The 20,327-nt window shown below is 59.7% G+C and carries 27 protein-coding genes; 14 read left to right on the forward strand and 13 right to left on the reverse strand.

Going from position 1 to position 20,327, the window contains the following annotated elements; translation table 11 throughout:
• Window positions 1-21: 21 nt before the first annotated feature.
• On the reverse strand, window positions 22-207 hold the full coding sequence (locus tag EOA19_RS18940; RefSeq protein ID WP_023812005.1) for a hypothetical protein: 186 nt from the start codon (window positions 205-207) through the stop codon (window positions 22-24).
• Between the two features lie 453 nt (window positions 208-660).
• Window positions 661-1,056: a hypothetical protein gene (locus EOA19_RS18950; protein ID WP_023812004.1), complete on the reverse strand. Its 396-nt coding sequence runs from the start codon at window positions 1,054-1,056 to the stop codon at window positions 661-663.
• A gap of 251 nt (window positions 1,057-1,307) precedes the next feature.
• Here EOA19_RS18950 and EOA19_RS18955 point away from each other — a divergent pair, with 251 nt between their 5' ends.
• Together EOA19_RS18955 and EOA19_RS18960 are read left to right on the forward strand one after the other, a co-directional pair.
• The gene (locus tag EOA19_RS18955; protein WP_023812003.1) at window positions 1,308-1,535 is read left to right on the forward strand and encodes a hypothetical protein; all 228 of its coding nucleotides are present in this window, start codon (window positions 1,308-1,310) and stop codon (window positions 1,533-1,535) included.
• Window positions 1,536-1,685: 150 nt separating this feature from the next.
• A complete protein-coding gene (locus tag EOA19_RS18960; RefSeq protein WP_023812002.1) occupies window positions 1,686-1,844 on the forward strand; it encodes a hypothetical protein in 159 nt (52 codons plus the stop codon).
• 55 nt (window positions 1,845-1,899) lie between these two features.
• Here EOA19_RS18960 and EOA19_RS18965 read toward each other — a convergent pair whose 3' ends face one another.
• Window positions 1,900-3,801 (reverse strand): DUF4396 domain-containing protein, encoded by a 1,902-nt coding sequence (locus EOA19_RS18965; protein ID WP_023812001.1) that lies wholly within the window; start codon window positions 3,799-3,801, stop codon window positions 1,900-1,902.
• Between the two features lie 191 nt (window positions 3,802-3,992).
• On the opposite strand from EOA19_RS18965, the gene EOA19_RS18970 reads away from it, so the two are divergent.
• Window positions 3,993-4,421 (forward strand): hypothetical protein, encoded by a 429-nt coding sequence (locus tag EOA19_RS18970; protein ID WP_128304515.1) that lies wholly within the window; start codon window positions 3,993-3,995, stop codon window positions 4,419-4,421.
• A 126-nt stretch (window positions 4,422-4,547) separates the two neighbouring features.
• Here EOA19_RS18970 and EOA19_RS18975 read toward each other — a convergent pair whose 3' ends face one another.
• From EOA19_RS18975 to EOA19_RS18990, 4 genes are all read right to left on the reverse strand, one after another.
• Entirely contained in the window at window positions 4,548-4,706 is a 159-nt protein-coding gene (locus tag EOA19_RS18975; protein ID WP_128304463.1) for a hypothetical protein, read from the reverse strand.
• An 84-nt stretch (window positions 4,707-4,790) separates the two neighbouring features.
• Entirely contained in the window at window positions 4,791-5,261 is a 471-nt protein-coding gene (locus tag EOA19_RS18980; protein ID WP_128304464.1) for a YbhB/YbcL family Raf kinase inhibitor-like protein, read from the reverse strand.
• A gap of 45 nt (window positions 5,262-5,306) precedes the next feature.
• Window positions 5,307-5,513: a hypothetical protein gene (locus tag EOA19_RS18985; RefSeq protein WP_013531530.1), complete on the reverse strand. Its 207-nt coding sequence runs from the start codon at window positions 5,511-5,513 to the stop codon at window positions 5,307-5,309.
• Between the two features lie 101 nt (window positions 5,514-5,614).
• Window positions 5,615-7,606, reverse strand: coding sequence for a protein-L-isoaspartate(D-aspartate) O-methyltransferase (locus EOA19_RS18990; protein ID WP_128304465.1), 1,992 nt, complete (start codon window positions 7,604-7,606; stop codon window positions 5,615-5,617).
• A 262-nt stretch (window positions 7,607-7,868) separates the two neighbouring features.
• On the opposite strand from EOA19_RS18990, the gene EOA19_RS18995 reads away from it, so the two are divergent.
• The 4 genes from EOA19_RS18995 (at window position 7,869) to EOA19_RS19010 (ending at window position 12,202) form a co-directional block, all read left to right on the forward strand.
• The gene (locus EOA19_RS18995) at window positions 7,869-10,280 is read left to right on the forward strand and encodes a phosphoketolase family protein (RefSeq protein ID WP_128304466.1); all 2,412 of its coding nucleotides are present in this window, start codon (window positions 7,869-7,871) and stop codon (window positions 10,278-10,280) included.
• Complete coding sequence (locus EOA19_RS19000) at window positions 10,277-11,455, forward strand: acetate/propionate family kinase (protein ID WP_128304467.1); 1,179 nt, start codon at window positions 10,277-10,279, stop codon at window positions 11,453-11,455. Before EOA19_RS18995 ends, EOA19_RS19000 begins: the two co-directional genes overlap by 4 nt.
• 203 nt (window positions 11,456-11,658) lie before the next feature.
• Window positions 11,659-11,898, forward strand: coding sequence for a hypothetical protein (locus EOA19_RS19005; RefSeq protein ID WP_031213489.1), 240 nt, complete (start codon window positions 11,659-11,661; stop codon window positions 11,896-11,898).
• Window positions 11,899-11,989: 91 nt separating this feature from the next.
• On the forward strand, window positions 11,990-12,202 hold the full coding sequence (locus EOA19_RS19010) for a hypothetical protein (protein ID WP_031213488.1): 213 nt from the start codon (window positions 11,990-11,992) through the stop codon (window positions 12,200-12,202).
• 62 nt (window positions 12,203-12,264) lie between these two features.
• On the opposite strand, the gene EOA19_RS19015 is transcribed toward EOA19_RS19010, so the two are convergent.
• From EOA19_RS19015 to EOA19_RS19030, 4 genes are all read right to left on the reverse strand, one after another.
• Entirely contained in the window at window positions 12,265-12,429 is a 165-nt protein-coding gene (locus EOA19_RS19015) for a hypothetical protein (RefSeq protein WP_023811992.1), read from the reverse strand.
• Window positions 12,430-12,588: 159 nt separating this feature from the next.
• A complete protein-coding gene (locus tag EOA19_RS19020) occupies window positions 12,589-12,789 on the reverse strand; it encodes a KTSC domain-containing protein (protein WP_023811991.1) in 201 nt (66 codons plus the stop codon).
• 80 nt (window positions 12,790-12,869) lie between these two features.
• Window positions 12,870-13,304 (reverse strand): GFA family protein, encoded by a 435-nt coding sequence (locus EOA19_RS19025; RefSeq protein WP_128304468.1) that lies wholly within the window; start codon window positions 13,302-13,304, stop codon window positions 12,870-12,872.
• Window positions 13,305-13,385: 81 nt separating this feature from the next.
• Entirely contained in the window at window positions 13,386-13,685 is a 300-nt protein-coding gene (locus EOA19_RS19030) for a PRC-barrel domain-containing protein (protein ID WP_128304469.1), read from the reverse strand.
• A 570-nt stretch (window positions 13,686-14,255) separates the two neighbouring features.
• Between EOA19_RS19030 and EOA19_RS19040 the strand changes: the two genes are divergently transcribed.
• From EOA19_RS19040 to EOA19_RS19060, 4 genes are all read left to right on the forward strand, one after another.
• Window positions 14,256-15,005: a Crp/Fnr family transcriptional regulator gene (locus EOA19_RS19040; protein ID WP_128304471.1), complete on the forward strand. Its 750-nt coding sequence runs from the start codon at window positions 14,256-14,258 to the stop codon at window positions 15,003-15,005.
• A gap of 389 nt (window positions 15,006-15,394) precedes the next feature.
• A complete protein-coding gene (locus EOA19_RS19045; RefSeq protein ID WP_128304472.1) occupies window positions 15,395-16,006 on the forward strand; it encodes an alpha-ketoglutarate-dependent dioxygenase AlkB in 612 nt (203 codons plus the stop codon).
• Between the two features lie 552 nt (window positions 16,007-16,558).
• Window positions 16,559-17,176 carry an NAD(P)H-dependent oxidoreductase gene (locus EOA19_RS19055; RefSeq protein ID WP_128304473.1) on the forward strand — a complete coding sequence of 206 codons (618 nt, stop codon included), beginning with the start codon at window positions 16,559-16,561 and terminating at the stop codon, window positions 17,174-17,176.
• 144 nt (window positions 17,177-17,320) lie between these two features.
• The gene (locus EOA19_RS19060) at window positions 17,321-17,485 is read left to right on the forward strand and encodes a DUF3309 family protein (RefSeq protein ID WP_023811982.1); all 165 of its coding nucleotides are present in this window, start codon (window positions 17,321-17,323) and stop codon (window positions 17,483-17,485) included.
• A 127-nt stretch (window positions 17,486-17,612) separates the two neighbouring features.
• On the opposite strand, the gene EOA19_RS19065 is transcribed toward EOA19_RS19060, so the two are convergent.
• Window positions 17,613-18,494 (reverse strand): DUF1236 domain-containing protein, encoded by an 882-nt coding sequence (locus EOA19_RS19065; RefSeq protein WP_128304474.1) that lies wholly within the window; start codon window positions 18,492-18,494, stop codon window positions 17,613-17,615.
• A gap of 196 nt (window positions 18,495-18,690) precedes the next feature.
• Between EOA19_RS19065 and EOA19_RS19070 the strand changes: the two genes are divergently transcribed.
• The gene (locus EOA19_RS19070) at window positions 18,691-19,143 is read left to right on the forward strand and encodes a hypothetical protein (protein WP_128304475.1); all 453 of its coding nucleotides are present in this window, start codon (window positions 18,691-18,693) and stop codon (window positions 19,141-19,143) included.
• Between the two features lie 95 nt (window positions 19,144-19,238).
• Window positions 19,239-19,475, forward strand: a complete 237-nt coding sequence (locus EOA19_RS19075) for a hypothetical protein (protein ID WP_023811979.1) — start codon at window positions 19,239-19,241, stop codon at window positions 19,473-19,475.
• 10 nt (window positions 19,476-19,485) lie between these two features.
• Here EOA19_RS19075 and EOA19_RS19080 read toward each other — a convergent pair whose 3' ends face one another.
• Window positions 19,486-19,866 carry a hypothetical protein gene (locus EOA19_RS19080; protein ID WP_245486215.1) on the reverse strand — a complete coding sequence of 127 codons (381 nt, stop codon included), beginning with the start codon at window positions 19,864-19,866 and terminating at the stop codon, window positions 19,486-19,488.
• 198 nt (window positions 19,867-20,064) lie between these two features.
• Between EOA19_RS19080 and EOA19_RS19085 the strand changes: the two genes are divergently transcribed.
• Window positions 20,065-20,259, forward strand: coding sequence for a DUF2934 domain-containing protein (locus tag EOA19_RS19085; RefSeq protein ID WP_128304476.1), 195 nt, complete (start codon window positions 20,065-20,067; stop codon window positions 20,257-20,259).
• Window positions 20,260-20,327 lie beyond the last annotated feature (68 nt).

Genomic DNA, 20,327 nt, shown 5'->3' on the forward strand with positions numbered 1-20,327 from the left:
GTGGTGCCCATTGGCCCGAACTCAATTGGTGGCGTTGATCGACTTCGCCAACTCTTCCAGCTTCCGGGGATCGTTGCCGTGACGGCGCACCAGTTCGCGAGCCTGCCTGGACGGCAAATCGGTCGTGGCCGCCAGTTGTCGCACCTGCTGATCGTCGATGGCGACCTGCGGCAATGTATGGTCGATATTTCCTTGCTTGTCCTTCATCGCGCTTCTCCTTGATCCCTGTCGATGACAACGGCTCGAAAATCCGACCGGTTCCGAACGATCTGCAAACTTTTGGGCCGGCACCTGGGCGGACCAACATGCGCGTGCCCTGAGGGCGTAACGATCTCGATGGCTGGATTCTGCCAGGAACCATGCCACGGCGCACGAGTTGTTCCGACTGAACGGAGATAGTTAGATGCCACAGCCAAGACAGCCAGACCCAAATCGCGATGTGCCCGTGCCGCCTCCAACATGGAAGCCCCAGCCGATCGAGGAACCCGAACCGGAAAGGCTCCCGGACGAGACCCCGCTGCCCAATCCCGACGAGAATGAAGAGCCTCCCGTCCACGCATAGCCGAAGGGGAGCTTCTTTATCGCGGGGCAAGTGCGCAACCTCGAGACAGAAAGCCCATCGCCTGCAGATCGGCAAAGTTGAATGGTTGCTTCGGCGCCTCAAGTCGTCGTCTGGATGATCAGGGTCAGCGTGCCATCGCCATCTATGTTTGCAGCGACAACCTGCGAGGAATTGAGCCCATTCGCCCTCAAAGCCGATGTCGCCTGAGGCGAAGCATCGACTGAGTTTTGCAGGCGAAGCAAATCTTCGGCGCTGGTTTGATTGATCACGGCATCCGCCTGCGCCTTGATTTCGTCAGGCAAATCCTCGACGGCGATAATGGCGACGCCGGTGAAATTCAAATCAGCAGAGCCTGGATCTGGCAGCGCCAGCTCCGGTTGCACTTCGCCCTGCGGTGGCGTCACCTGGGGAGGCTGCGGGCCAACAGTTTGGGCGTAGACGGGCTGAATGATGACCGCCCCGGAAAGTGCGAGAGCTATCGTCAACATGCGCATGGTCGCTCCTTACATCCTCGAGGAGATTTTGAAGAAACCCCCATGCTGAGCGATGGTTCCCGCGGGGCTGGTCCCGCCGGGCGATTTCGTCCCAACTCACCCCAGAGAGACGCCGAAAACCTTGGCCAGGGCGTCCGTCACACGGCTGTCTCCCAACCGGTTGGGCGGTTTCGTACGGAATCGTACCATCGATTGATCTGCACCTTGGACAGGATCAAAATCAAGCAGAGGTGACCATGGGAGGGAGCCGCATGAGCATCGCCAGATGGGCAATAAGACCTGTCGGTACCGCCAAGGCGTTTCTGGCAGAGGAGCTTCGAAGTGCGCGATACGGCGACATTGTTTCGGTCAAAGCGGCGATAGAGGCCGCTCGCAGGGACGCGCCTTATTTGCAGGACACAGACGATGAGTTGATGGAGACGATCGTCGAGCTGGCACGGGAACTGGGGCTGGCCGTCCTTTTTGACTCTCGCGATTGACCGATGAGCCATGGCTGGAGGACTCACCGGCGGTTGAAGCGATTTGGTACGAAATCGACAATTGGCTCATGGCCGAAAATGCGTAATCATTGGGAAATGGGACGACGGTTGGACGACAAACTCGATTGCAAGGCTTGTGGGACTATCCAAATGGACATTCCCGACAACGCGGAGGAATCGACGCCAATTCATTGCAGCAATTGCGGCGCCTTTCTCGGCGAGTGGGGCGAATTGCAGGACGATTTCTACCGTCAGGCTCGCGGTACCGAAGCATTCGACTTGCGCAACGGAACCATTATCAAGAAGTAGCGCGCAACAACGCGGCCTCCGAATAACATCGGTAAATCCACAGGGGTTGGCAGATCTAGCCGACGTCGATGACGACCATCAACCCGCCGCCGCCCTTCTCCTCGACATTGTTGTTCGTCGTGTGATGCGGGATGTGGCAGTGAATGAGCCACTTGCCGGGACGCAGCGCCTTCCACACGACGTCATAGCGCTGTCCCGGTCCGACATTGATGGTATCGGCCAGGAAGCGTGCCGAGGGAGAAAGCGTCTCACCGTCACGGGCGACGACCTCGAAGGGTCCGCCATGGATATGCATTGGATGGACGAAGCCGTTGTTGGTGCCGATGAAACGCACCTTCAGCGTCTCGCCCACCTTCATAGGAATGGTGTCGGTTGCGGGATAGGCCTTACCGTTGATGGTGAAGAAGTTCGGCATGCCGCCTTCCATTGGCATTGAGGGGTAGGTCAGCCCATCACGCACCAGCCATTCCTGAAGTTCGATGACATAGTCGTGGTCAGCCGGAACCTCGTCGGCAGGATTGGCGGGATCGATGATCAGCGCCCCATAAAGCCCCAGCGCCTGGGTGCGGTCCGGCTTGGCATGCGGATGATAGAAATAGGTCCCGTGCTGGGTCGCGGTGAATGCATAGGAATAGGATTGTCCAGGTTCGATCGGCGGCTGGGTGATCTCGGCAGGCCCATCCATCTGGTTCGGCAGAATCATGCCGTGCCAATGCACCGTGGTTTCTTCGGGCAGGTCGTTGGTGACGTCGATGCGAACCTTATCGCCTTGGCGAATGTGGATGCGCGGACCGGGAATCTGGCCATTGTAGGCATAGGCGTCGACCGCGACGTTGGGCAGGATCTGCCAGCGGACCACCGATGGTCTGAGCTCGAACACCTTGACGCCGTTCTCCAGGCGGAATGGCAGTTCCTGGTCGCCCTTGGCGGCAAGAGCATAGGACGAGGTAACGCGACGCGGATCGGTTGCAGCCATGTCACGCATGGCCTCCGCCGGCGTGTCGCGACCCATGATCATGCCTTGCGGCATGATCGCGCCGCCGACGTCACGCGCCGAAAGCGTCAGGTTCAGCCAGTTGGCCGGCGCGGCCATGCCGATCGCCAGCGCCAACACCGACACAATACCGAGGGCCGCAATCTGCGGCGTGGTAGCGTCCGTCTCCATCTGGTGGCCGCTGCGTTTGGACTTATGGGAGGTGTTGCGGCTTCGTCGGCCGTCGCCGGCGTTGGGGTGATGCATAGCATGCTGTTGGTGGGCGGTCGGCTCTCCACTGCTCGTTTCGTTCGCCTGCGGGCGCTGCGTCATCAATCCGTGCTTCAGCCCGCGCGCGACCAGCCAGACATTGGCCGGATAGGCGAGCGTGAAGCCAGCGATGACGCCGATCGACATCACGCCCCAGAACAAAAGCTCGTTCGGCTCCATGGCGCGCATGTCGCGCCCCATCATCAGAAAGCTCATGACGGGTGCCATGCCGGCCATCATGAAATTCATCGAGATGAACTCGGGCAGGAAGCTCTTGCGCACGTTCTCCCAGTAGGTGCCGCCCATCATCGATTTCATGAACAGCGATTGGAAGATGAACAGGCCGAAGGCAAAGCCCGCCAGATATTCGACGATGAGGTCGAGCCACATCGGCAAGCCAAGCGTTGCCGTGATGACTGCGGCGAGAATGATGCCGGTCGCATCGCCGGCAACGCAGTGGATGGTCGAACCGACCCCCTGTTTCCACAGCGGCCTGGTAAAGTCTTCATGCTCGCCCGGCCGTGGCTCCTTGTCTGCAAGCACATAAAGCAGCAGCCCCAATGGACCCATATAGAGGGTCACCAGGATGAAACCCCATTTCATCACCACCGGTTCGGGATTGTTGCGGTATTGATCGAAGCCGACATAAAGCGTCGAGGCGGCGGCAAGAGCGAACCAGACGGCAAGGAAATAGTCGATTGGCTGGATGAACATGGATGCATCCCGTCGCGGATCAGTGGCTTGTCACAAGCAGCCCCGTCGATGAACGCAGCCGGCGTGTTTATGATCCCGCCGGCCCAATCCGGTTGTGTCGAATTCTCCAGCCTGGCGCTCTTGTCGAAGCATTAACGCGCGGTAATTCCCTTGAAGGCGTGGGCGCTTCGCTGCCTCAACAGGAGCTGGCCATGAAACATCAAACACTCGACCAACTGCATGCCGTCGCCAAGATTGAATCGTCGGCTGCCTATTCCGCAATGACACGAAATCAGCGCGTAGAGCGCTGGGCTGAACTGCTGGAGCGTAGTCCCGAGCGATGCCTTGGGGCCTTTGCAGGCACTGAACATTTGCACCCTGAAGCACGTGCGATGATGCGGGGCGAGGGTACGGCAATTTCGGTTGCCTTCGAAGATCCAGTGCTGCGCGCATCGGGTTTGAAAGACGACACATATGGTGAGGCAAAGCGCTTTTTCGAGTTGAACGACTGGCAGTTGCACGACATCGTCTGCGATTGCCACGTCGGCTCAACCATGAAAGCGCGCTGGGCTGCGACGCGGGTCCGCTCAGCCATCAGCGGCAGGTTCTTTGCGTGGTTGCGGCAAAGGATAATGCGCTGACCGTAGTTGGGGATCGTCGTCGCTTCGGTGCGGCATACGATCCCCTGTCTTGCCGATTGGATGTCTTGCCGATTGGATGTCTTGCCGATTGGATGTCTTGCCAATCGGAGGTCTCGCCGACGCGGATCAACGCTTGTCCTGGTATAGCCGGTCGGTCGCTCGGTCGCTCTCCCTTCGTTCGGCGGGTCCACGCCGACGGCGTGCGATAACGGCATAGGCCATCAGCACGATCAGCAGCAATGGGCCGCCGGCAACGACGACCAACCACATGATATCTCCAAACATGGCGCCATCTCCTTTCCCAGACAACCGGCGAGGAGGAGAACCGTTCCGCGCAGCAGGCCACCTCGGTCGCCCCTGGTCATTAACTTACGAATTGCGCTCGTAGGTTCCGATGAGTTCAGCCTGCTCAAGCGAATGTTTCTGCGCCTCCCGCCAGATGCGCTCGATGCCCACGCTGGCTGGAATGGCAAGGCTCGGGATGTCGAGCGCGGCCAGCCGGAAATGGTAATGGTGAACGCCATGTCCGACCGGCGGCTCAGGGCCGTCGTAATAGGCGTTGCCAAAATCATTCGTTGCTTGCCTGAGGGCGCCCGGACCCGGCTTGCCGCTTTCGGCCTCGGGAAGTTCCCTTGTGTCCGGGGAGATGTTGAACACCGCCCAATGACCAAACGTTCCGCTCGGCGCGTCAGGATCCTGAACGACGAGAACAAGGCTCTTTGCTTCATCTGGCACTCCAGACCATTTCAGCGGCGGCGATACGTTTTTGCCGTCTCGTGTGTATCTTTCGGGAATTTGTCCGCCTTCGGCAAAGGCGGCACTGCTAAGGGCAAGTGGCATGGTTCACTCCTCCGGCGAAGTTGATCGCAGCGACGCGCAGGGCAGCTATTTGTTGGTCCGCATCTTTTGTCTTGGATCGATTCCGCCAGCGGCGGTCGTGTCGTTTTCGACGTCACCTTCGACCGTGTTCTCGCCTTCAAGCTCGAACTCTTCGCCTTCCTTGATCGTTCCCTTGGAAGTCCCGATACCAGGATTGTTCGCCAAGTCGGCATCGCTCGGTTTTTTCCATTTCGGATGTTTGGTTCCGGTCATGAGAAAACTCCTTCGACGGGGATTGCAGTTTTGAAATCGCAGAGCGGATAATTCGTTCCGGTTCCACGCCTCGGCTTCTTCATTGGTTCGCAGCGCGCCGGCTAAAGCCCGAATGGATAGGTGTCGGGAACGCCGGTTCTTGCATGCTCCGGGCCAAGCGGCGTCACTGCCGCGGTTTTGTCGAACCATAGGAACGCGTCGAACTGCCGGGGCAGGGAAGCGTCCGCATAGTGGCTGCCCAGCTCGGTTTCCGGCCGGTAGATCACGCCGATAAATCGCTCCAGCCTGCGTTCCAGCAACCGCTCACGCAGCGTTGTGTCGCGCCCGAGGTCGAGCAGGAACCGCGACACAAGGGAATCGTGGCAAAGCCGTTCGTAACTGTCGGCGTGCGACGCGCGAATTTGCTTCACCTCCATTTTGCCATCCCAGTTGCTGGCGGCCGCTACAGTGCCGGAATGCGTGCCCACACCGATCAGCGCTGCCTCATCCCCGAAACGCTGCCGGCAGAGTTGGCCGATGTTCAGTTCGTCCCTGACGACGCCCATCTCGGTAAAGCGGGCATCGCCGATATGGGAATTGTGCGCCCACACCACGGCCTTGGCTTTGGGGCCGCCGGCATGCAGCAAATGTTCCAACGTTTCGAACATGTGCGTGTCGCGCAGGTTCCAGGACTCCGCGCCGCCATAGTACATGATCCGGTAATAGTGTTCGGCGGACGCGATCAGCCGGGCATTCTGACTGGCATCGAGAAAGTCGGTGCCGTCCCTTTTTGCATATTCGAGCTGTTTGGCGAGCAAGTCCCGGCATTGTTCCAGCACCGCTTTTTCGCATTTTTGATAGCCGGCGGTGAGCACCGCGCGGCCGTAGGTGGACGGTTCGTGTTGCCAGGGCGTCAGGCAGCCATAGCGTTCGCGCGCGATCTTGGCTGCCTGGGGATCGACCCGGTCGAGATAGTCGAGGACCGCGCCGATGGAACCGCTCATATTGTAGATGTCGAGGCCGTAGAACCCTGCTTGCTCCGAAGGCTCTAGCTTCTCGTTGTGACGGCGCATCCAGTCGGTGAAGGTGGCGACATCGGTGTTGCGCCACATCCACGTCGGAAATCGCTGGAATGGCGCATCAGTGCCGGTTCGCGGCCGACGATGGCGAACGTAGCGGTCGATCGCCGCCGCGTCGGGCCAGTCCGCTTCGACCGCGACGATGGTGAAGCCGTGGCGTTCGATGAGCCTGCGGGTGATTGCCGCGCGCGCCCTGTAGAATTCGGACGTGCCATGGCTTGCCTCGCCAAGCAGAACAATGCGCCGGTCGGCGAACCGATCGAACAATGCGCCGAAGGCCGGATCGTCGAAATCGGGCAGGGGTTCGGCCGCGGCCGCGATCATATCAGGCAGGCTGATCGGATGGGGATGTCGAAGCGGACGACCGACGTCGGTGACCGTGCCGTTTTCCGACCAACCCTGCTCGCCGATCAGAGGGACGAAGCGCACACCACCGAAATCCTCCTCGCTATAGGTTGCGGCGCCTGTCCGGGTGACTTTGAGCAGACGTTGCAAATCCGGGTCGTCGCCGACCGGAATGACGAGCCTGCCGCCGACATCGAGTTGCTCCTGAAGGGCGAGCGGTGCGCCGGGACCGCTGGCTGTCACCACGATGGCATCGAACGGCGCCGCCTGCGGCCAGCCCTTGGTGCCATCGCCCGTCCGAACCTCGATGTTTTGGTAGCCGAGTTTTTCAAACCGCCGCTTCGCGGTTTCGGCCAAACCGGGATGACGCTCTATCGTGTAGACCTGTTCGACGATCCGGCTCATCACCGCGGCCGCGTACCCCGAGCCGGTGCCAATTTCGAGCACATGGTCACCCGGTTTGACATCCGCCATCTCGATCATGAACGCGACGATGTAGGGTTGCGATATGGTCTGGCCGTCGGCGATCGGCAGCGGCGTGTCTTCATAAGCAAATTCCTCGAAGCCGGGTTCGACGAAGGCCTCGCGTGGAACTTCGCGCATAGCCTGCAGAATCTCACGGTCATGGATGCCGCGCCGGCCGACATGGATTTTGACCATTCGATCACGGGCACGAGGAAGATCGAGCATCTTTTAGCTCCCCTTTGGTGCAACGCTTCGAGGCGATCCTTCGCGGTACCTGCCTTGAGCCTGCCTTCGCGATTCCAGTTTCTAACCGCCAGAAGACTTCAAGGTTCCCGACTATCTGCGGACAGAGCCGTGTGCCCGCCGGGATAGCGTCCGGTCTCTTGGCTGCGCGGGTCGCGACGCCGCCCCGGACGGCGGCAGTCGGGGGTTGCTCAAGCGCAAAAATGCCCCAGTTATCACCAGCGAACCGAAGCTGGAGATGTCGATGAACGACAAGGCAGCCGCGACGCCGCAGGCTATCGGCCACGAACGGATCGACCTCTTGGACCGTTACTGGCGCGCCGCGAATTATATCTCGGTCGGCCAGATCTACCTGCTCGACAATCCGCTGTTGCGCGAACCGTTGAAGGCCGAACATGTCAAGCCGCGGCTGCTTGGACATTGGGGCACGACGCCGGGGCTGAATTTTCTCTACCTGCATATGAACCGCGTTATCCGCGAAAGCGACCTTGATGTTCTGTTTATCTGCGGCCCGGGCCATGGCGGTCCCGCAATGGTTGCCAACACCTGGCTCGAGGGCACCTATAGCGAGATCTATCCCGATATCGGGCAGGGCGAAGACGGCCTCAGGAAACTGTTCCGGCAGTTTTCCTTCCCCGGCGGCGTGCCAAGCCATGCCGCGCCCGAGACGCCCGGCTCAATCCATGAGGGCGGTGAACTGGGATATGCCTTGGTCCATGCCTTCGGTGCGGCCTTCGACAATCCGGACCTGGTGGTTGCCTGCGTCGTTGGTGACGGCGAAGCCGAGACCGGTCCGCTCGCGGCGGCATGGCATTCCAACAAGTTCCTGAACCCGATGTCGGACGGCGCCGTCCTGCCGATCCTGCATCTCAACGGCTACAAGATCGCCAGCCCAACGATCCTCGGCCGCATGGACGACCAGGAATTGCGAAAGCTTTTCGCCGGCTATGGCTACGAACCGTTCTTCGTCGAAGGCCACGAGCCGCTTTCCATGCACCAGTCGATGGCCGCGACGCTCGACACGGTGCTCGATCGCATCCGGTCCATTCAGGAGCAGGCACGGGCTCCGGGATGGCATGGTCAACGCCCGCAATGGCCGATGATCGTGCTGCGCAGCCCCAAGGGGTGGACAGGTCCCAAGGAGGTCGATGGCGAGAAGGTTGAGGGTTTCTGGCGCTCGCATCAAGTGCCGGTGTCGAACGCACGCGGAAATGAGGACCACCGCACGATCCTCGAAAACTGGATGCGAAGCTACAAACCGGAAGAGCTGTTCGATGAAAGCGGACACCTGTTGCCAGAGCTAGCGGCACTTGCCCCAACAGGGACAAAGCGCATGGGTGCAAGCCCGTACGCGAATGGCGGACTGCTGAAGCGCGATCTTGTGCTTCCAGACTGGAAAAGCCTGGGGCTGGAAGTGCCGCGTCCAGGTGGCGTCATCGCTGAAGCGACGCGGATTTGCGGAAGCTATCTTCGCGAGGTGTTCCGCCTCAATGCCGAGGCGCGGAATTTTCGCCTGATGGGGCCGGACGAGACGTCATCCAACCGCCTCGATGAGGTGTTCGAAGTTACCGATCGGATCTGGATGCAGCGCATCGAACCCTACGACGTCCATCTTTCCCGTGACGGACGTGTCATGGAAGTGCTCAGTGAGCATCTTTGCCAAGGGTGGCTCGAAGGCTATCTGCTCACCGGCCGGCACGGCCTGTTCTCCTGCTATGAAGCCTTCATCCACATTGTCGATTCGATGGTCAACCAGCATGCCAAATGGCTGAAGACCTCCGGCGAGCTTGCCTGGCGCAAGCCGATCGCCTCGCTCAATTACCTTTTGACCTCCCATGTCTGGCGGCAGGACCACAATGGTTTCAGCCATCAGGATCCGGGCTTTGCCGATCTGGTCGCCAACAAGAAGGCCGATACGGTAAGGCTCTATTTTCCGCCGGATGCCAACACTCTGCTGTGGATCACCGATCATTGCCTGAGAACCTATAATCGCATCAATGTCATTACCGCCGGCAAGCAGCCGGCACCGCAATGGCTGTCCATTGAAGAAGCCGAAGCGCATTGCAAGGCGGGGGCGGGCATCTGGGAATGGGCCGGTACGGTTGCTCAGGGCGAAGAGCCCGACGTGGTCATGGCCTGCGCCGGCGACGTGCCGACCCTGGAAACGTTGGCCGCGACCGACATTCTGCGCTCTGCGATCCCCGACCTGAAAATACGTGTCGTCAATGTTGTCGACCTGATGACGCTGCAGTCGAACACCGAGCACCCGCACGGCCTCGCCGATGGAGACTTCGACGCGTTGTTCACGAAGACACGGCCTGTCATCTTCGCCTATCACGGCTATCCCTATCTCATTCATCGCCTGACCTACCGTCGCGCCAACCATGACAACATGCATGTGCATGGCTTCCGCGAGGAGGGCACCACGACGACGCCGTTCGACATGGTGGTGCTCAATGAACTCGATCGCTACCACCTCGCGCTCGCCGCCATCGAACGCGTGCCGGGACTGGCCGAAAGGGCCGAAGGGCTTGCGGGCGAACTCCACGACCGGCTGGTGAAGCACAGGGCCTATGTCGGCGAGCACGGCGAAGACATGCCCGAAATCCAGGAATGGAGCTGGCCCGGCAAAAGCGCGGCAAAGGCGCGCCGATGACCCGCCGGTCGATCCTGGCGCTGAATGCCGGTTCGTCCAGCATAAAGTTCGCGCTTTACGATATTGCCTCGTCGCAGGATCTGCAGCTCGTTTCACGCGGCACGTTGGACTTGGGCGACACACCCACGCTCCGCGCAAAGGCGGCCGACGGAACGGTGCAGTGCGAGCGGCAGCTCGCCGCCGACAAGCCGCGTGATGCGGCCATAGGCGAGATGCTGAATTGGGTGCAGGGCGAAATTGGCGAAAGAAACCTGCTCTGCGCCGGCCATCGCGTCGTGCATGGCGGAAGCGAATTCATCGAACCTGTCCGTCTGACCCCAGACATCATCGACGCCATCGACAGGTTGACGCCGCTTGCTCCGCTGCATCAGCCTCGCAGTCTCGCGCCGGTCCGCGCGATAGCTGCCTTGCAACCGGACTTGCCACAGGTTGGCTGTTTCGACACCGCTTTCCACCAGACGATCGATCCGCTCGTGCGGCGCTTCGCCCTTCCGCGCCAGTATGAAGGGCAAGGCTTGCGCCGCTACGGGTTTCACGGTCTCTCCTATGAATACATCGCCGGGCGGCTCAGCGTGATATCGCCAACTCTTGCGGCGAAACGCACCATCGTCGCCCATCTCGGCAATGGTGCCAGCCTTTGCGCTTTGCAGCAGGGCAAGAGCATCGATACGACGATGGGGTTTTCGGCGCTGGATGGCCTCGTCATGGGCACGCGGTGCGGCGCCATCGATCCCGGCGTGCTGTTGTACTTCCTGCTGGAAAGAGGCATCGCGGCTGAGGAACTGCAGACAATGCTCTACGAGAAGTCGGGACTGCTCGGCGTATCCGGTATTTCGGGCGACATGAGGACGCTGGAAGCGAGCAATGATCCTCGCGCTCATGAGGCGATGGCGCTTTTCGCCTTTCGCGCCGCGAGAGAGGCCGCGGCGCTTGCAAACACGATGGGTGGTCTTGAATGCCTCGTGTTCACCGCCGGCATCGGCGAACGATCCGCGTCTATCCGCAACGCCATATGCGAAAAATTGACCTGGCTTGGCGTGGTGCTTGAAGAACACGCCAACGACACCCACGCCGAAATCATCAGTCGGTCGGAGAGCAAGGTGGAGGTGCGCGTGATTGCGACCGATGAGGAAAGTGTCGTTGCGCGTCACAGCCGCAAGGTGATGCAAGCCTGAAGGCTCGCCATTTCGGAATCGGCTGTCGGTTCGGCCCGATGAAAGCGCGGGGCAAGGGTATCCCTGTACGAAAATTACCAAGCGAGCGGTCGGGGGAACCAACTGCCCATGGAAATATTGTGCGAGCAATCCCGGCTAACCCCGAGACCGTCGGCACGATGATCAGGCCGACAGCCTTACTTCAGGCTTTGGCTGAGGAATCCATGTTTACGGACGACGTTGCGGTGAGGCGCCTGAAAATCCTGGTCGAGCAATATGTCGAGACACGCAAGAAGCGCCACGATGTGATCTCTACAGCCAACGCCGGAACCGCAATCCGAGAGGTGATGCCAAGTTGCCCGCTTTCGGGAAAGGCCTTCGATGATCTGATTGCGGCCTGCGCCATAGAGCATGGCCTCGCCGTGCTCTTCGACAATCCGGGTATATCAGGCACTGAAATCTGAGGCTGGCGCTTCCGAGGCCACCATCGCGATGAGCAGGAGTTCAGTCGGCATGTCCAGATACTTTTTCGACCTTCGAGATGAGAGCGGAAGCTTGCAGGAGGATCCGGAGGGCCAGGAATTTCCTGATCTCGCGAGCGCCGAGGAAAACGCGATGGCGTCGGCGAAGGAAATCCTGGCCGAAGAGCTGCTGCATGGCAAGCCGCTGCGTACCGGATTGGCCTTCGAGATTTTTGACGAGAACCGCAACCTGGTGCTGCGCTTCCCCTTTGCGCTCGCGGCCGAAAAGGCCGGGGCACCCCCTTAATACCGAATTGCCTGGCGGCCGATCGCTTGCAGGGTCATACGGGTCGGGCTTCAATGCGGATCCTATCCTTCCGCCTTGAAGTTTCTGGCTTCTTTCTCGACCTTGGGGCTGTCCTTGCCATGCTTTCGCATGAGCTCCTTGGCCTGCTTGGGTGAGACGTCGGTGGTCTCTGCCAAGCGCAGCGCCTTCTTGTCCTTGCTTTCGGTCTTCTGCTTCTTGGCCGTCATGGCTCTTGAACTCCCTTGAAGCCTGTTCCGATCGATCTTTGCCGGTGCGAACGCCCGAGCATATCCAGATGAACTGTCGTTGCCTGGTTTGCTTCGACGAGACGTCAACGAGACGGTCCCGGTCAGGTTCCGTGCATCGCCTGCTCATGGCTGAACTTGTCACGCCACGCGGCGGTATCGATGGCGATCTCGGATGAATTCATTGAAGAAGCGGCCTTTTGAGGAGGCTTTGGTGAAAGCGGCATAAGTTGCCGGCGCAACACCCTCATAATCGTAACGTCTGCCGCTCGGCACAAACCAGACCGAGAGGATCTTGGTGGCGGGATCGTATTGTGTGTTTTGGATCACGGTCGATGGCATAGTGGCACCCGACGGGTCTGCCCGAATAACCCGCTAGCGGTAGTCAGGTTCCGCCGATGCCCTCGCGGCTCGCACCGCGACTACCGGTCGCGCGGGTTGCCGAACGTCGGGTCGCGCTTCCTCGAATATCGGTCGATGCGTGGCAGGCTGTCATCAAACTCGATGCACGGTAGCCTCAGGTCCCAATAGGCATGGGCTTGCGGCCGAAAACCTTCAGGTTTGTCGAGGAAGCCGATCGTCACATAGAACTCGTCCGGCAGACCTTCGTCGCGATAGCCTATCGAGCTTCCACAGTCTGGGCAGAACGTGCGGGTGACGCCTGGCGTTTTGGAAAAGACCTTCGGTGTTCCCCTAAGAAGCTGAAATTGCTTCGGCCGGTAACCGACCCAGATCGTCAGCGGACTTCCGATGGCCCGGCGGCAATCGTCGTCGTGATCGTAGCATATCCAGAAAGGCTCTCCATCCATGGCTGCCGCGATCCGTCCGCAGAAGCAGGCTCCGGTCTCGCGCCGCATCGTCTGTCCATCCTGTCGCGCCCAAGGAACGTTCAGAGAGCGGCCGAACGGCCGCTCCCATTCAAGGTGAAGTCGTTGAAATCATGCATCGTGATGCTCGGGCATGCTCTTGAGCTGATCCTTGGTCCAGTTCGTCACCGCGTGAACGTCGCCGTCTTCATCGCGCATGAATTCCAACTGGCTCGCGGGAACGGCCACTGGCTTGGCGCCTATGCCGAGGAAGCCGCCGACATCGATGACGACCTGACTGGCGGCTCCAGAGCCGTGGACATGCGAAACGCTGCCGACCTTGTTGTCGTCCGCGTCGTAAATCGTGGCGTCTTCGAGAAGGTCGGGCGTCAGTTCGGTGCTTGTGAGGCGTACGTGATTGGTGTGATCCATCGTTCGAGACTCCTGTTGGGTGGAATATCTGAACCTCTCAGCCGAGCAATCGTTCCGAACAATTTCGGGGGCGACGGACGGACGACACAAGGATGCAAGAACCCTCAAAATCAGCCTCGGCCCGAATTGACTCGCAAAGCTCCGTACGGAAGCGTACAAAGGAAAATCGTCAGCAGCACAGTTGGGCGCTGACGCTTGGGAGTGACCATCGCTCTTGCCCATCACGAGGCATGGCCTTGCATGGCGAGGAGCCCGAGCACCCCGGTCTGCCACTGGACGCGATAACCGCGCTGGCGCGGGATACAGGCGCCATTGAACAGCAGATAGGTGAAATCATATCGCTCCTCGGGTTCGATCGCGCCTCTATCCTGCGGGAGGCTCGTTTGCTGGCGAAAGATGGTCAGCCAACAAGGCCTTCGAGTCTTCAGCAGTAACTGTTGGTTTCATACCAACACGCCGGCCCGTCTAGTGCTGCGCGAGACGAAGTCTATGGTTCATTACCGTCCGCTCGTTCGACGGGCGCAACCGGCTAAGAGATCCCAGTGCTCTTGCCCAAGGGAAAAGAGTCTCGTGGATTACCAGATCCTGCAAGCCAAGAGCGAATTGCTTCGCCGCATGAGTGCGGACGATTTCGCGCGGCTGAGGCCACATCTCGCGAGCGTTTTTCTGGAGTTGCGCGCGCCACTGGAGACTGCGGGGCAGAAGATCGAAGCCGTCTATTTTCTGGAAAGCGGACTGGCATCGGTGGTGGCCAGGACTTCGGCGGCGACCGAAGCGGAAGTCGGAATCATCGGGTTCGAAGGAATGACCGGTTCGGCCCTGATCATGGGGGACGACCAGGCCAACTTTGATTGCTACGTCCAGTCGACATGCGAGGCCCTCCGGGTAGAGGCCGCCCCATTCGTCGAAGCCCTGGAGAACAGCCCTACGTTGCGGTCGTTCCTGTTGCGCTATGTCCAATATTTCCACGTTCAGACAAGCTACACGGCATCGATCAACGCACGGCAGAGCCTGGAAGTCCGGCTGGCGAGATGGCTTTTGATGTGCAGCGACCGCACTGTCGGCGACAGACTTATGATAACCCATGAATTTCTGTCCATCATGCTTGGTGTCAGGCGTCCGGGGGTTACCGTTGGCCTTCAGATGATCGAGAGTTATGGTTATATCCGAGCGCGCCGCGGAGAGATCACGATCCGCGATCGAGACGGTCTCGTGAAGTTGGCGCGAGATTCTTACGGTCCACCCGAAACCCAGTACCGCCGGCTGATCGGAGATCTGGGCTCGAAGCATCCTGCGAGGCAGCAGCGGCCTCTCGTTTGAGCGCTGGAGGGCGACAGAGGCTTCTCCGCCACTGAACCGCCAGGAGGACATTTCGAGTGGCCGACGCGATGATGCCGGTGAGACACCGTTGCCCAAACCCGCGCCGGCCACTGCGGCATGTTTTGGGGATGCCGCGTTGCCAATTTAGTTGCTGACAAGCAACTGGCAACGAGGGCTCACGGTTTGGTAAGAACCGTACGTACATACACGCAACCTCCCTCGATCGCATTCAAGGCCTGCCTGCGGAATCCTAGGTTGAATACAGCACCCGATAACTCCGAATTGACAGGCTTTGTCCGGTCGGCGCGGTGATGTCCGCGGGTAGGGTGCAGATTTGCTGGCCAGGTTCCGATATTGCCAGGCGGGCTGGCCTTCACCATCTAGCTGGGATGTCGACACCCACATCGAAAACACCCGGCTCATCCAGGCTTCAGCACGATCTCTTTGGTGCTGCCGACGACCTGCCGGACGGTTTCCTCTACCAGCCCGAGTTGATCGCGGCGCAAGAAGAAGCGGAACTCGCCCGGCGCCTCGAAGGCCTGCCTTTCGAGGCGTTCGATTTCCATGGCCATCTGGCAAACCGGCGCGTGGTCGGTTTTGGCCTGCGCTACGACTATGACAGGCGTCAGGTCGTCGAAGCGCCGCCGATCCCTGACTTCCTACTGGCCCTGCGCGACAAGATCGCGGTGCTGGCAGGCAGGCCCGCCGAGGCTTTCGCGCAGGTGTTGATCAATGAGTATCGGCCTGGCGCCGGCATTGGCTGGCATCGAGACAAGCCTCATTTCGAAGACGTTGCGGGTGTTTCGTTGCTGGCGCCTTGCAGCTTCCGGCTCCGGCGGAAGAATGGCACCAAGTGGGATCGCCGCACCATCGTCGTCGAACCAAGGTCGGCGTATCTCATGACCGGACCATCACGCACGGAATGGGAGCATAGCATTCCGCCAGTTGACCTGCATCGATACTCGATCACCTTGCGGACATTGCGCGCCAACTCCGCATGAGCATAAGAACCTTATTTTCCGCCGACGGCGGCGTGCCACGCGATTCACCGATCCGGAAGATCGAAAGCCAGCGTAAAGCATCGTGCGCCGAGTTCATCGATCACACCCTCATAGATTTTCCGGGAATGGGGCCAGCCGTGCAGAAGGATCAAGGCCGGTCGGCCCGGATCGCCGGCCATGGATACCGCCAGCCGCATATTGCCTGCTTCGAGGGTCCGGACGAGCATCGTCTATCCATTCTCGGGAACTCAGGAGAAAACGATGAGCGAACGAATAGGTTGCCCGACCGGTTTCCGCCGGCGTCGCTGCTCACCGCCGCCCGTTCTCCAGCAGTGGCCAGTGCTCAAAGAACCCAGCCTGCTCGCTCAGCCGGCTGGACCGTCACCCGGCGGGAGGAGGGGGCCACTCTCGCCACCGGCCTGTTGGTCCGCTTGGCGGAACAAGCATTTAATCCTGACGTTAAAATGCCGGGCGGTCCCGCAACGGGCGAATGGGCTGTCGCGAAGTCGTCGCGGCGGCGATTTGCAATTAGGACAATGCAGGGAGATCCAGATGCCGCTTACGGCCTTCGCACTCAATTGCTCGCTCAAAGCTTCGAACGACAGGGAAAAATCCTCCACCGATCGGTTGCTCGCCGATGTCCTGGCGGCGCTGATGCAATACGAGGTGAAGGGCGAGATCGTGCGTGCGCTCAGCCACGATATCAAGCCCGGCGTGCTCTCCGACATGGGCGAGGGCGACGATTGGCCGAAACTCAGGAAGAAAATACTGGCGGCCGACATTTTCGTGCTCGGGCTCCCGATCTGGCTTGGCCAGCCCTCGAGTGTGGCCAAGCGCGTCCTGGAGCGGATGGATGCGTTTCTCGATGAGACCGATGACAGAGGGCGCATGCCGGCAGCAGGAAAGGTGGCCTTGGTAGCCATCGTCGGCAATGAGGACGGTGCGCATCACTGCCACGCGGAATGCTTTCAGGCACTGAACGATGTTGGCTTCACCATCCCGGCCAATGGCGGGGTCTATTGGGTTGGCGAGGCCATGCAGGAGGTTAACTACGTCGACCTGCCGGCAACTCCGGAAAAAGTCTCGGGTGCGATCGAAATGGCAGCTTCAAACGCCGCCCATCTCGCTGGATTGCTGAAAGAGCGGGACTACTCGGGCGTCTCGGGGTGACCTTTGTTCACCTAAACACTACCTTGGCAGCGTCGATGAGGTCTCAGTCGGGAACAGGAAGGCTTGTAGCGAGTTCATATTCTCATCAGCCGGCGACCGCCGCTCCGTCTATACGGCGCGAAGCCGCAAACAGGAGAGCAAGTCATGGGTCTCGGCACGATTCTTATCATTATTCTGGTCATTGCATTGCTTGGCGGTTTTAGTGGTCTTGGCGGCGGGCCTTTCTACGGCACCGGTTACTATGGCGGCGGCGGCCTCGGTCTGCTGCTGCTTGTAGTCATTATCCTGGTCGTGCTCGGGCGTCTCTAGCCGAGTCCGCGATGCGGGTGGCAGAATGTATCACCTGCCGCTTGCGGTCCTTCTGGGTTGCTTTGAATCCATAGCAGTCCAGCAATGACGGTCCGCCCTCTAGAGGGCGGACCACTCGTTGGAGATGTTAGGTCAAAATCAGGACGATCTTGAACGTATCCGGATCAACGATGACGATCCGGCCGTCCGCAAGCACGAAATACTCGTAACTTTCGTAAGCGGGAACGATCTTGACGATACGAGCCGGCAAACGATGCAGCCTGACCTTCTGCCGTGGGACTTCGACGCCGACGGTGATGTCAAAATCGACATTGGAAACAGGCTCGACCTTCGTCTCCCGGATGATCTGAGTGACCTCGGTTTTCTGCTCCACCGTCACGTTGTTGATGGAACCGGTCGACGTCGTATCCTGTCTCGAGGCCTTGCCCTGAGCCTGCTCGTCGGTCTGCATCTTGGTCTTGTCCTGAGCCTGCTGGTCGGTGGTGGTGCCAGCCTTGCCCTGAGCCTGCTCGTCGGTCTGCATCTTGGTCTTGTCCTGAGCCTGCTGGTCGGTGGTGGTGCCGGCCTTGCCCTGCGCCTGCTCGTCGGTCTTCAGCTTGGTCTTGTCCTGCGCCTGCTTCAGCTTGGTCTTGTCCTGAGCCTGCTGGTCGGTGGTGCCGGCCTTGCCCTGCGCCTGCTCGTCGGTCTTCAGCTTGGTCTTGTCCTGAGCCTGTTGGTCGGTGGAGGTGCCGGCCTTGCCCTGCGCCTGCTCGTCGGTCTTCAGCTTGGTCTTGTCCTGAGCCTGTTGGTCGGTGGAGGTGCCGGCCTTGCCCTGAGCCTGCTCGTCGGTCTTCAGCTTGGCTTTGCCCTGGGCCTGCTCGCCCATCTTGGAACCGCCCTGGCAGTCAGCCTGCCCGGAAGCGCAATTGGCGTCTGCGCCAGATTGGCTTTCGGGCTGTTGTGTCTGAGCCATTGCCGTTCCACAGCCGAGCCCGATCGCCAGCATGCTGGTAATGAGAACATGTTTCATGGGGAAATCTCCCTGGGTAAGGTTCGTCCCTTCAGTGCGTAGAACCAGAACCCAAAAAAAATGTTCCGAGATAGTTGAGTGAGGTCTAAAAAAACGACCTCACTCGAGACCACATGATCGCGGGCGGAAGCCGTCGTTATAATGACCTTTTCAACCTTGCCGATTGCCCTAGCTCTCTCCTGAGAGGAGGCCGGATATGGCAATTTATAGTCTGAGGGTGGTCAGCTTCATTTTCGTGGCACTGGCTTTCGTTCCGGCCGCCGCGCATCTCTTCGCGATGTTCAACAAGATGAAGCTCGACGGGCCAAACTATCTGGCTGCGCAGCGCGCCTATGATGGATGGAGCCTGTTCGGAATCGTGGTGCTGGGAGCATTGCTCTCTACGGCCGCCCTGGCGATCCTGCTCTACCGAGCGAGTGCATCTTTCGGCTTGGTTGTCGTCGCCTTTCTCAGCATCGGCGCCACGCAATTTGCCTTCTGGACGCTGACCTACCCAATCAATCAGGCGACCCGGAACTGGACTGTCCTGCCTGAAAACTGGGAGCTGCTGCGGCGCCAATGGGAGTATTCACATGCCATCGCCGCTGGCCTCAATGCCTTGGCGTTGCTTGTGCTTTTCCTATCGGCGCTTCGCGCTGCGGTGCGTTGAACGACCACGTCTTCACCAGCACGGCCGCCGAGCGGGCAGGAACCCCAATGAAGCGAAATCACTGACCCGCCCGATGTTTCCAGCGTGGCTCGAAAATGAAGCGGTACTATTTCGATCTTCAAAACGGTGACGGCGCGGTACCCGACGATGACGGGCAGCTGTTCGAATCCCGGGAACAAGCCAGAGCGGAAGCAATTCGTATTTTGCAGGATGTTGCCCAAGACGAAATGCCCGACTGCGATTTCGTCAAGGTAACCGTCAAAGTACGCGATGAGATCGGTGCGCAGATGTTTGAGGCATCGCTTGTTCTGACCTCCGGATGGAGCGTGTGATGCCGCAGTGCTAGCGGCGATACCGCACCGGGATTTGCACGACGTTCTCCGATCCAGGCAGATCAAAGGCCATGGCCAGTTGACGTACGGAGGCCATCTCCACGATCAGTTCTTCGATCGAAAAATCCGGCAGGCCGGTCTTCACCCTCTGCCTCACCTTGGCCGCAAGTTCATGAACCCGCACCGGGACGAAAAGCGGGCTGTCGTCCAGCAGCTTGCTGATTTCGATGACCACATCGGCGTCGATGTCTTTCGGCAATTCCCGCATGGGCGTCACCTTCTCTCGAAGCAACAGGCCCGTCATGTCGATGCGACGGGCGATCAGGCGTTGAGCGCCGGGCAAGAGGATCGGAGAGGGACGTGCTCGGCGCTGGCCGATAGCCAGATTCATAAAGCTGCGGGCATCGGTGTGTCACGAAAAAATATCGGTACGAAAATTACCAAGCGGCTCATCCCACGCAATCCACAAGCGCCTTCCCCGAAATCGCAACTCCGGCAGCGCTGTTCCCGACAGAGGAGGAACAAAAAATATGGGGAGGAACAAAAAATATGGCCCGGAATTGAGACTGACGAATTGGAGGATCTAGCCATGGACAGCAAGGAAGAAAAGATCAAACTGCGAGCCCATGAAATCTGGGAGCAGGAGGGCCGGCCGGCTGGCCGCGAGCAGGAGCACTGGGACCAGGCCGTGCAGGAGATCGAGGCTGAGGGTTCGGAGACTGAACGTGGCCCGGTTTTGCCTGATCCGACAGTTGCAGCCGATTCCAATAGCTCGAAGCGTTGATCGTCAAATCCATGGCGTCTTGGAGAGTACGATCAGGCAACCAAATTGGTGGAACCTCGTTTGCCGGA

This window comes from Mesorhizobium sp. M7A.F.Ca.US.010.02.1.1 (genome assembly GCF_004023085.1).
Lineage (GTDB): Bacteria > Pseudomonadota > Alphaproteobacteria > Rhizobiales > Rhizobiaceae > Mesorhizobium.

What these genes read in the sequence shown, in the direction of transcription:
- EOA19_RS18940 (WP_023812005.1), bottom strand. Translation starts at nt 207, where the DNA reads ATGAAGGACAAGCAAGGAAATATCGACCATACATTGCCGCAGGTCGCC.
- EOA19_RS18950 (WP_023812004.1), bottom strand. Translation starts at nt 1,056, where the DNA reads ATGCGCATGTTGACGATAGCTCTCGCACTTTCCGGGGCGGTCATCATT.
- EOA19_RS18955 (WP_023812003.1), top strand. Translation starts at nt 1,308, where the DNA reads ATGAGCATCGCCAGATGGGCAATAAGACCTGTCGGTACCGCCAAGGCG.
- EOA19_RS18960 (WP_023812002.1), top strand. Translation starts at nt 1,686, where the DNA reads ATGGACATTCCCGACAACGCGGAGGAATCGACGCCAATTCATTGCAGC.
- EOA19_RS18965 (WP_023812001.1), bottom strand. Translation starts at nt 3,801, where the DNA reads ATGTTCATCCAGCCAATCGACTATTTCCTTGCCGTCTGGTTCGCTCTT.
- EOA19_RS18970 (WP_128304515.1), top strand. Translation starts at nt 3,993, where the DNA reads ATGAAACATCAAACACTCGACCAACTGCATGCCGTCGCCAAGATTGAA.
- EOA19_RS18975 (WP_128304463.1), bottom strand. Translation starts at nt 4,706, where the DNA reads ATGTTTGGAGATATCATGTGGTTGGTCGTCGTTGCCGGCGGCCCATTG.
- EOA19_RS18980 (WP_128304464.1), bottom strand. Translation starts at nt 5,261, where the DNA reads ATGCCACTTGCCCTTAGCAGTGCCGCCTTTGCCGAAGGCGGACAAATT.
- EOA19_RS18985 (WP_013531530.1), bottom strand. Translation starts at nt 5,513, where the DNA reads ATGACCGGAACCAAACATCCGAAATGGAAAAAACCGAGCGATGCCGAC.
- EOA19_RS18990 (WP_128304465.1), bottom strand. Translation starts at nt 7,606, where the DNA reads ATGCTCGATCTTCCTCGTGCCCGTGATCGAATGGTCAAAATCCATGTC.
- EOA19_RS18995 (WP_128304466.1), top strand. Translation starts at nt 7,869, where the DNA reads ATGAACGACAAGGCAGCCGCGACGCCGCAGGCTATCGGCCACGAACGG.
- EOA19_RS19000 (WP_128304467.1), top strand. Translation starts at nt 10,277, where the DNA reads ATGACCCGCCGGTCGATCCTGGCGCTGAATGCCGGTTCGTCCAGCATA.
- EOA19_RS19005 (WP_031213489.1), top strand. Translation starts at nt 11,659, where the DNA reads ATGTTTACGGACGACGTTGCGGTGAGGCGCCTGAAAATCCTGGTCGAG.
- EOA19_RS19015 (WP_023811992.1), bottom strand. Translation starts at nt 12,429, where the DNA reads ATGACGGCCAAGAAGCAGAAGACCGAAAGCAAGGACAAGAAGGCGCTG.
- EOA19_RS19020 (WP_023811991.1), bottom strand. Translation starts at nt 12,789, where the DNA reads ATGCCATCGACCGTGATCCAAAACACACAATACGATCCCGCCACCAAG.
- EOA19_RS19025 (WP_128304468.1), bottom strand. Translation starts at nt 13,304, where the DNA reads ATGCGGCGCGAGACCGGAGCCTGCTTCTGCGGACGGATCGCGGCAGCC.
- EOA19_RS19030 (WP_128304469.1), bottom strand. Translation starts at nt 13,685, where the DNA reads ATGGATCACACCAATCACGTACGCCTCACAAGCACCGAACTGACGCCC.
- EOA19_RS19045 (WP_128304472.1), top strand. Translation starts at nt 15,395, where the DNA reads ATGTCGACACCCACATCGAAAACACCCGGCTCATCCAGGCTTCAGCAC.
- EOA19_RS19055 (WP_128304473.1), top strand. Translation starts at nt 16,559, where the DNA reads ATGCCGCTTACGGCCTTCGCACTCAATTGCTCGCTCAAAGCTTCGAAC.
- EOA19_RS19060 (WP_023811982.1), top strand. Translation starts at nt 17,321, where the DNA reads ATGGGTCTCGGCACGATTCTTATCATTATTCTGGTCATTGCATTGCTT.
- EOA19_RS19065 (WP_128304474.1), bottom strand. Translation starts at nt 18,494, where the DNA reads ATGAAACATGTTCTCATTACCAGCATGCTGGCGATCGGGCTCGGCTGT.
- EOA19_RS19070 (WP_128304475.1), top strand. Translation starts at nt 18,691, where the DNA reads ATGGCAATTTATAGTCTGAGGGTGGTCAGCTTCATTTTCGTGGCACTG.
- EOA19_RS19075 (WP_023811979.1), top strand. Translation starts at nt 19,239, where the DNA reads ATGAAGCGGTACTATTTCGATCTTCAAAACGGTGACGGCGCGGTACCC.
- EOA19_RS19080 (WP_245486215.1), bottom strand. Translation starts at nt 19,866, where the DNA reads ATGAATCTGGCTATCGGCCAGCGCCGAGCACGTCCCTCTCCGATCCTC.
- EOA19_RS19085 (WP_128304476.1), top strand. Translation starts at nt 20,065, where the DNA reads ATGGACAGCAAGGAAGAAAAGATCAAACTGCGAGCCCATGAAATCTGG.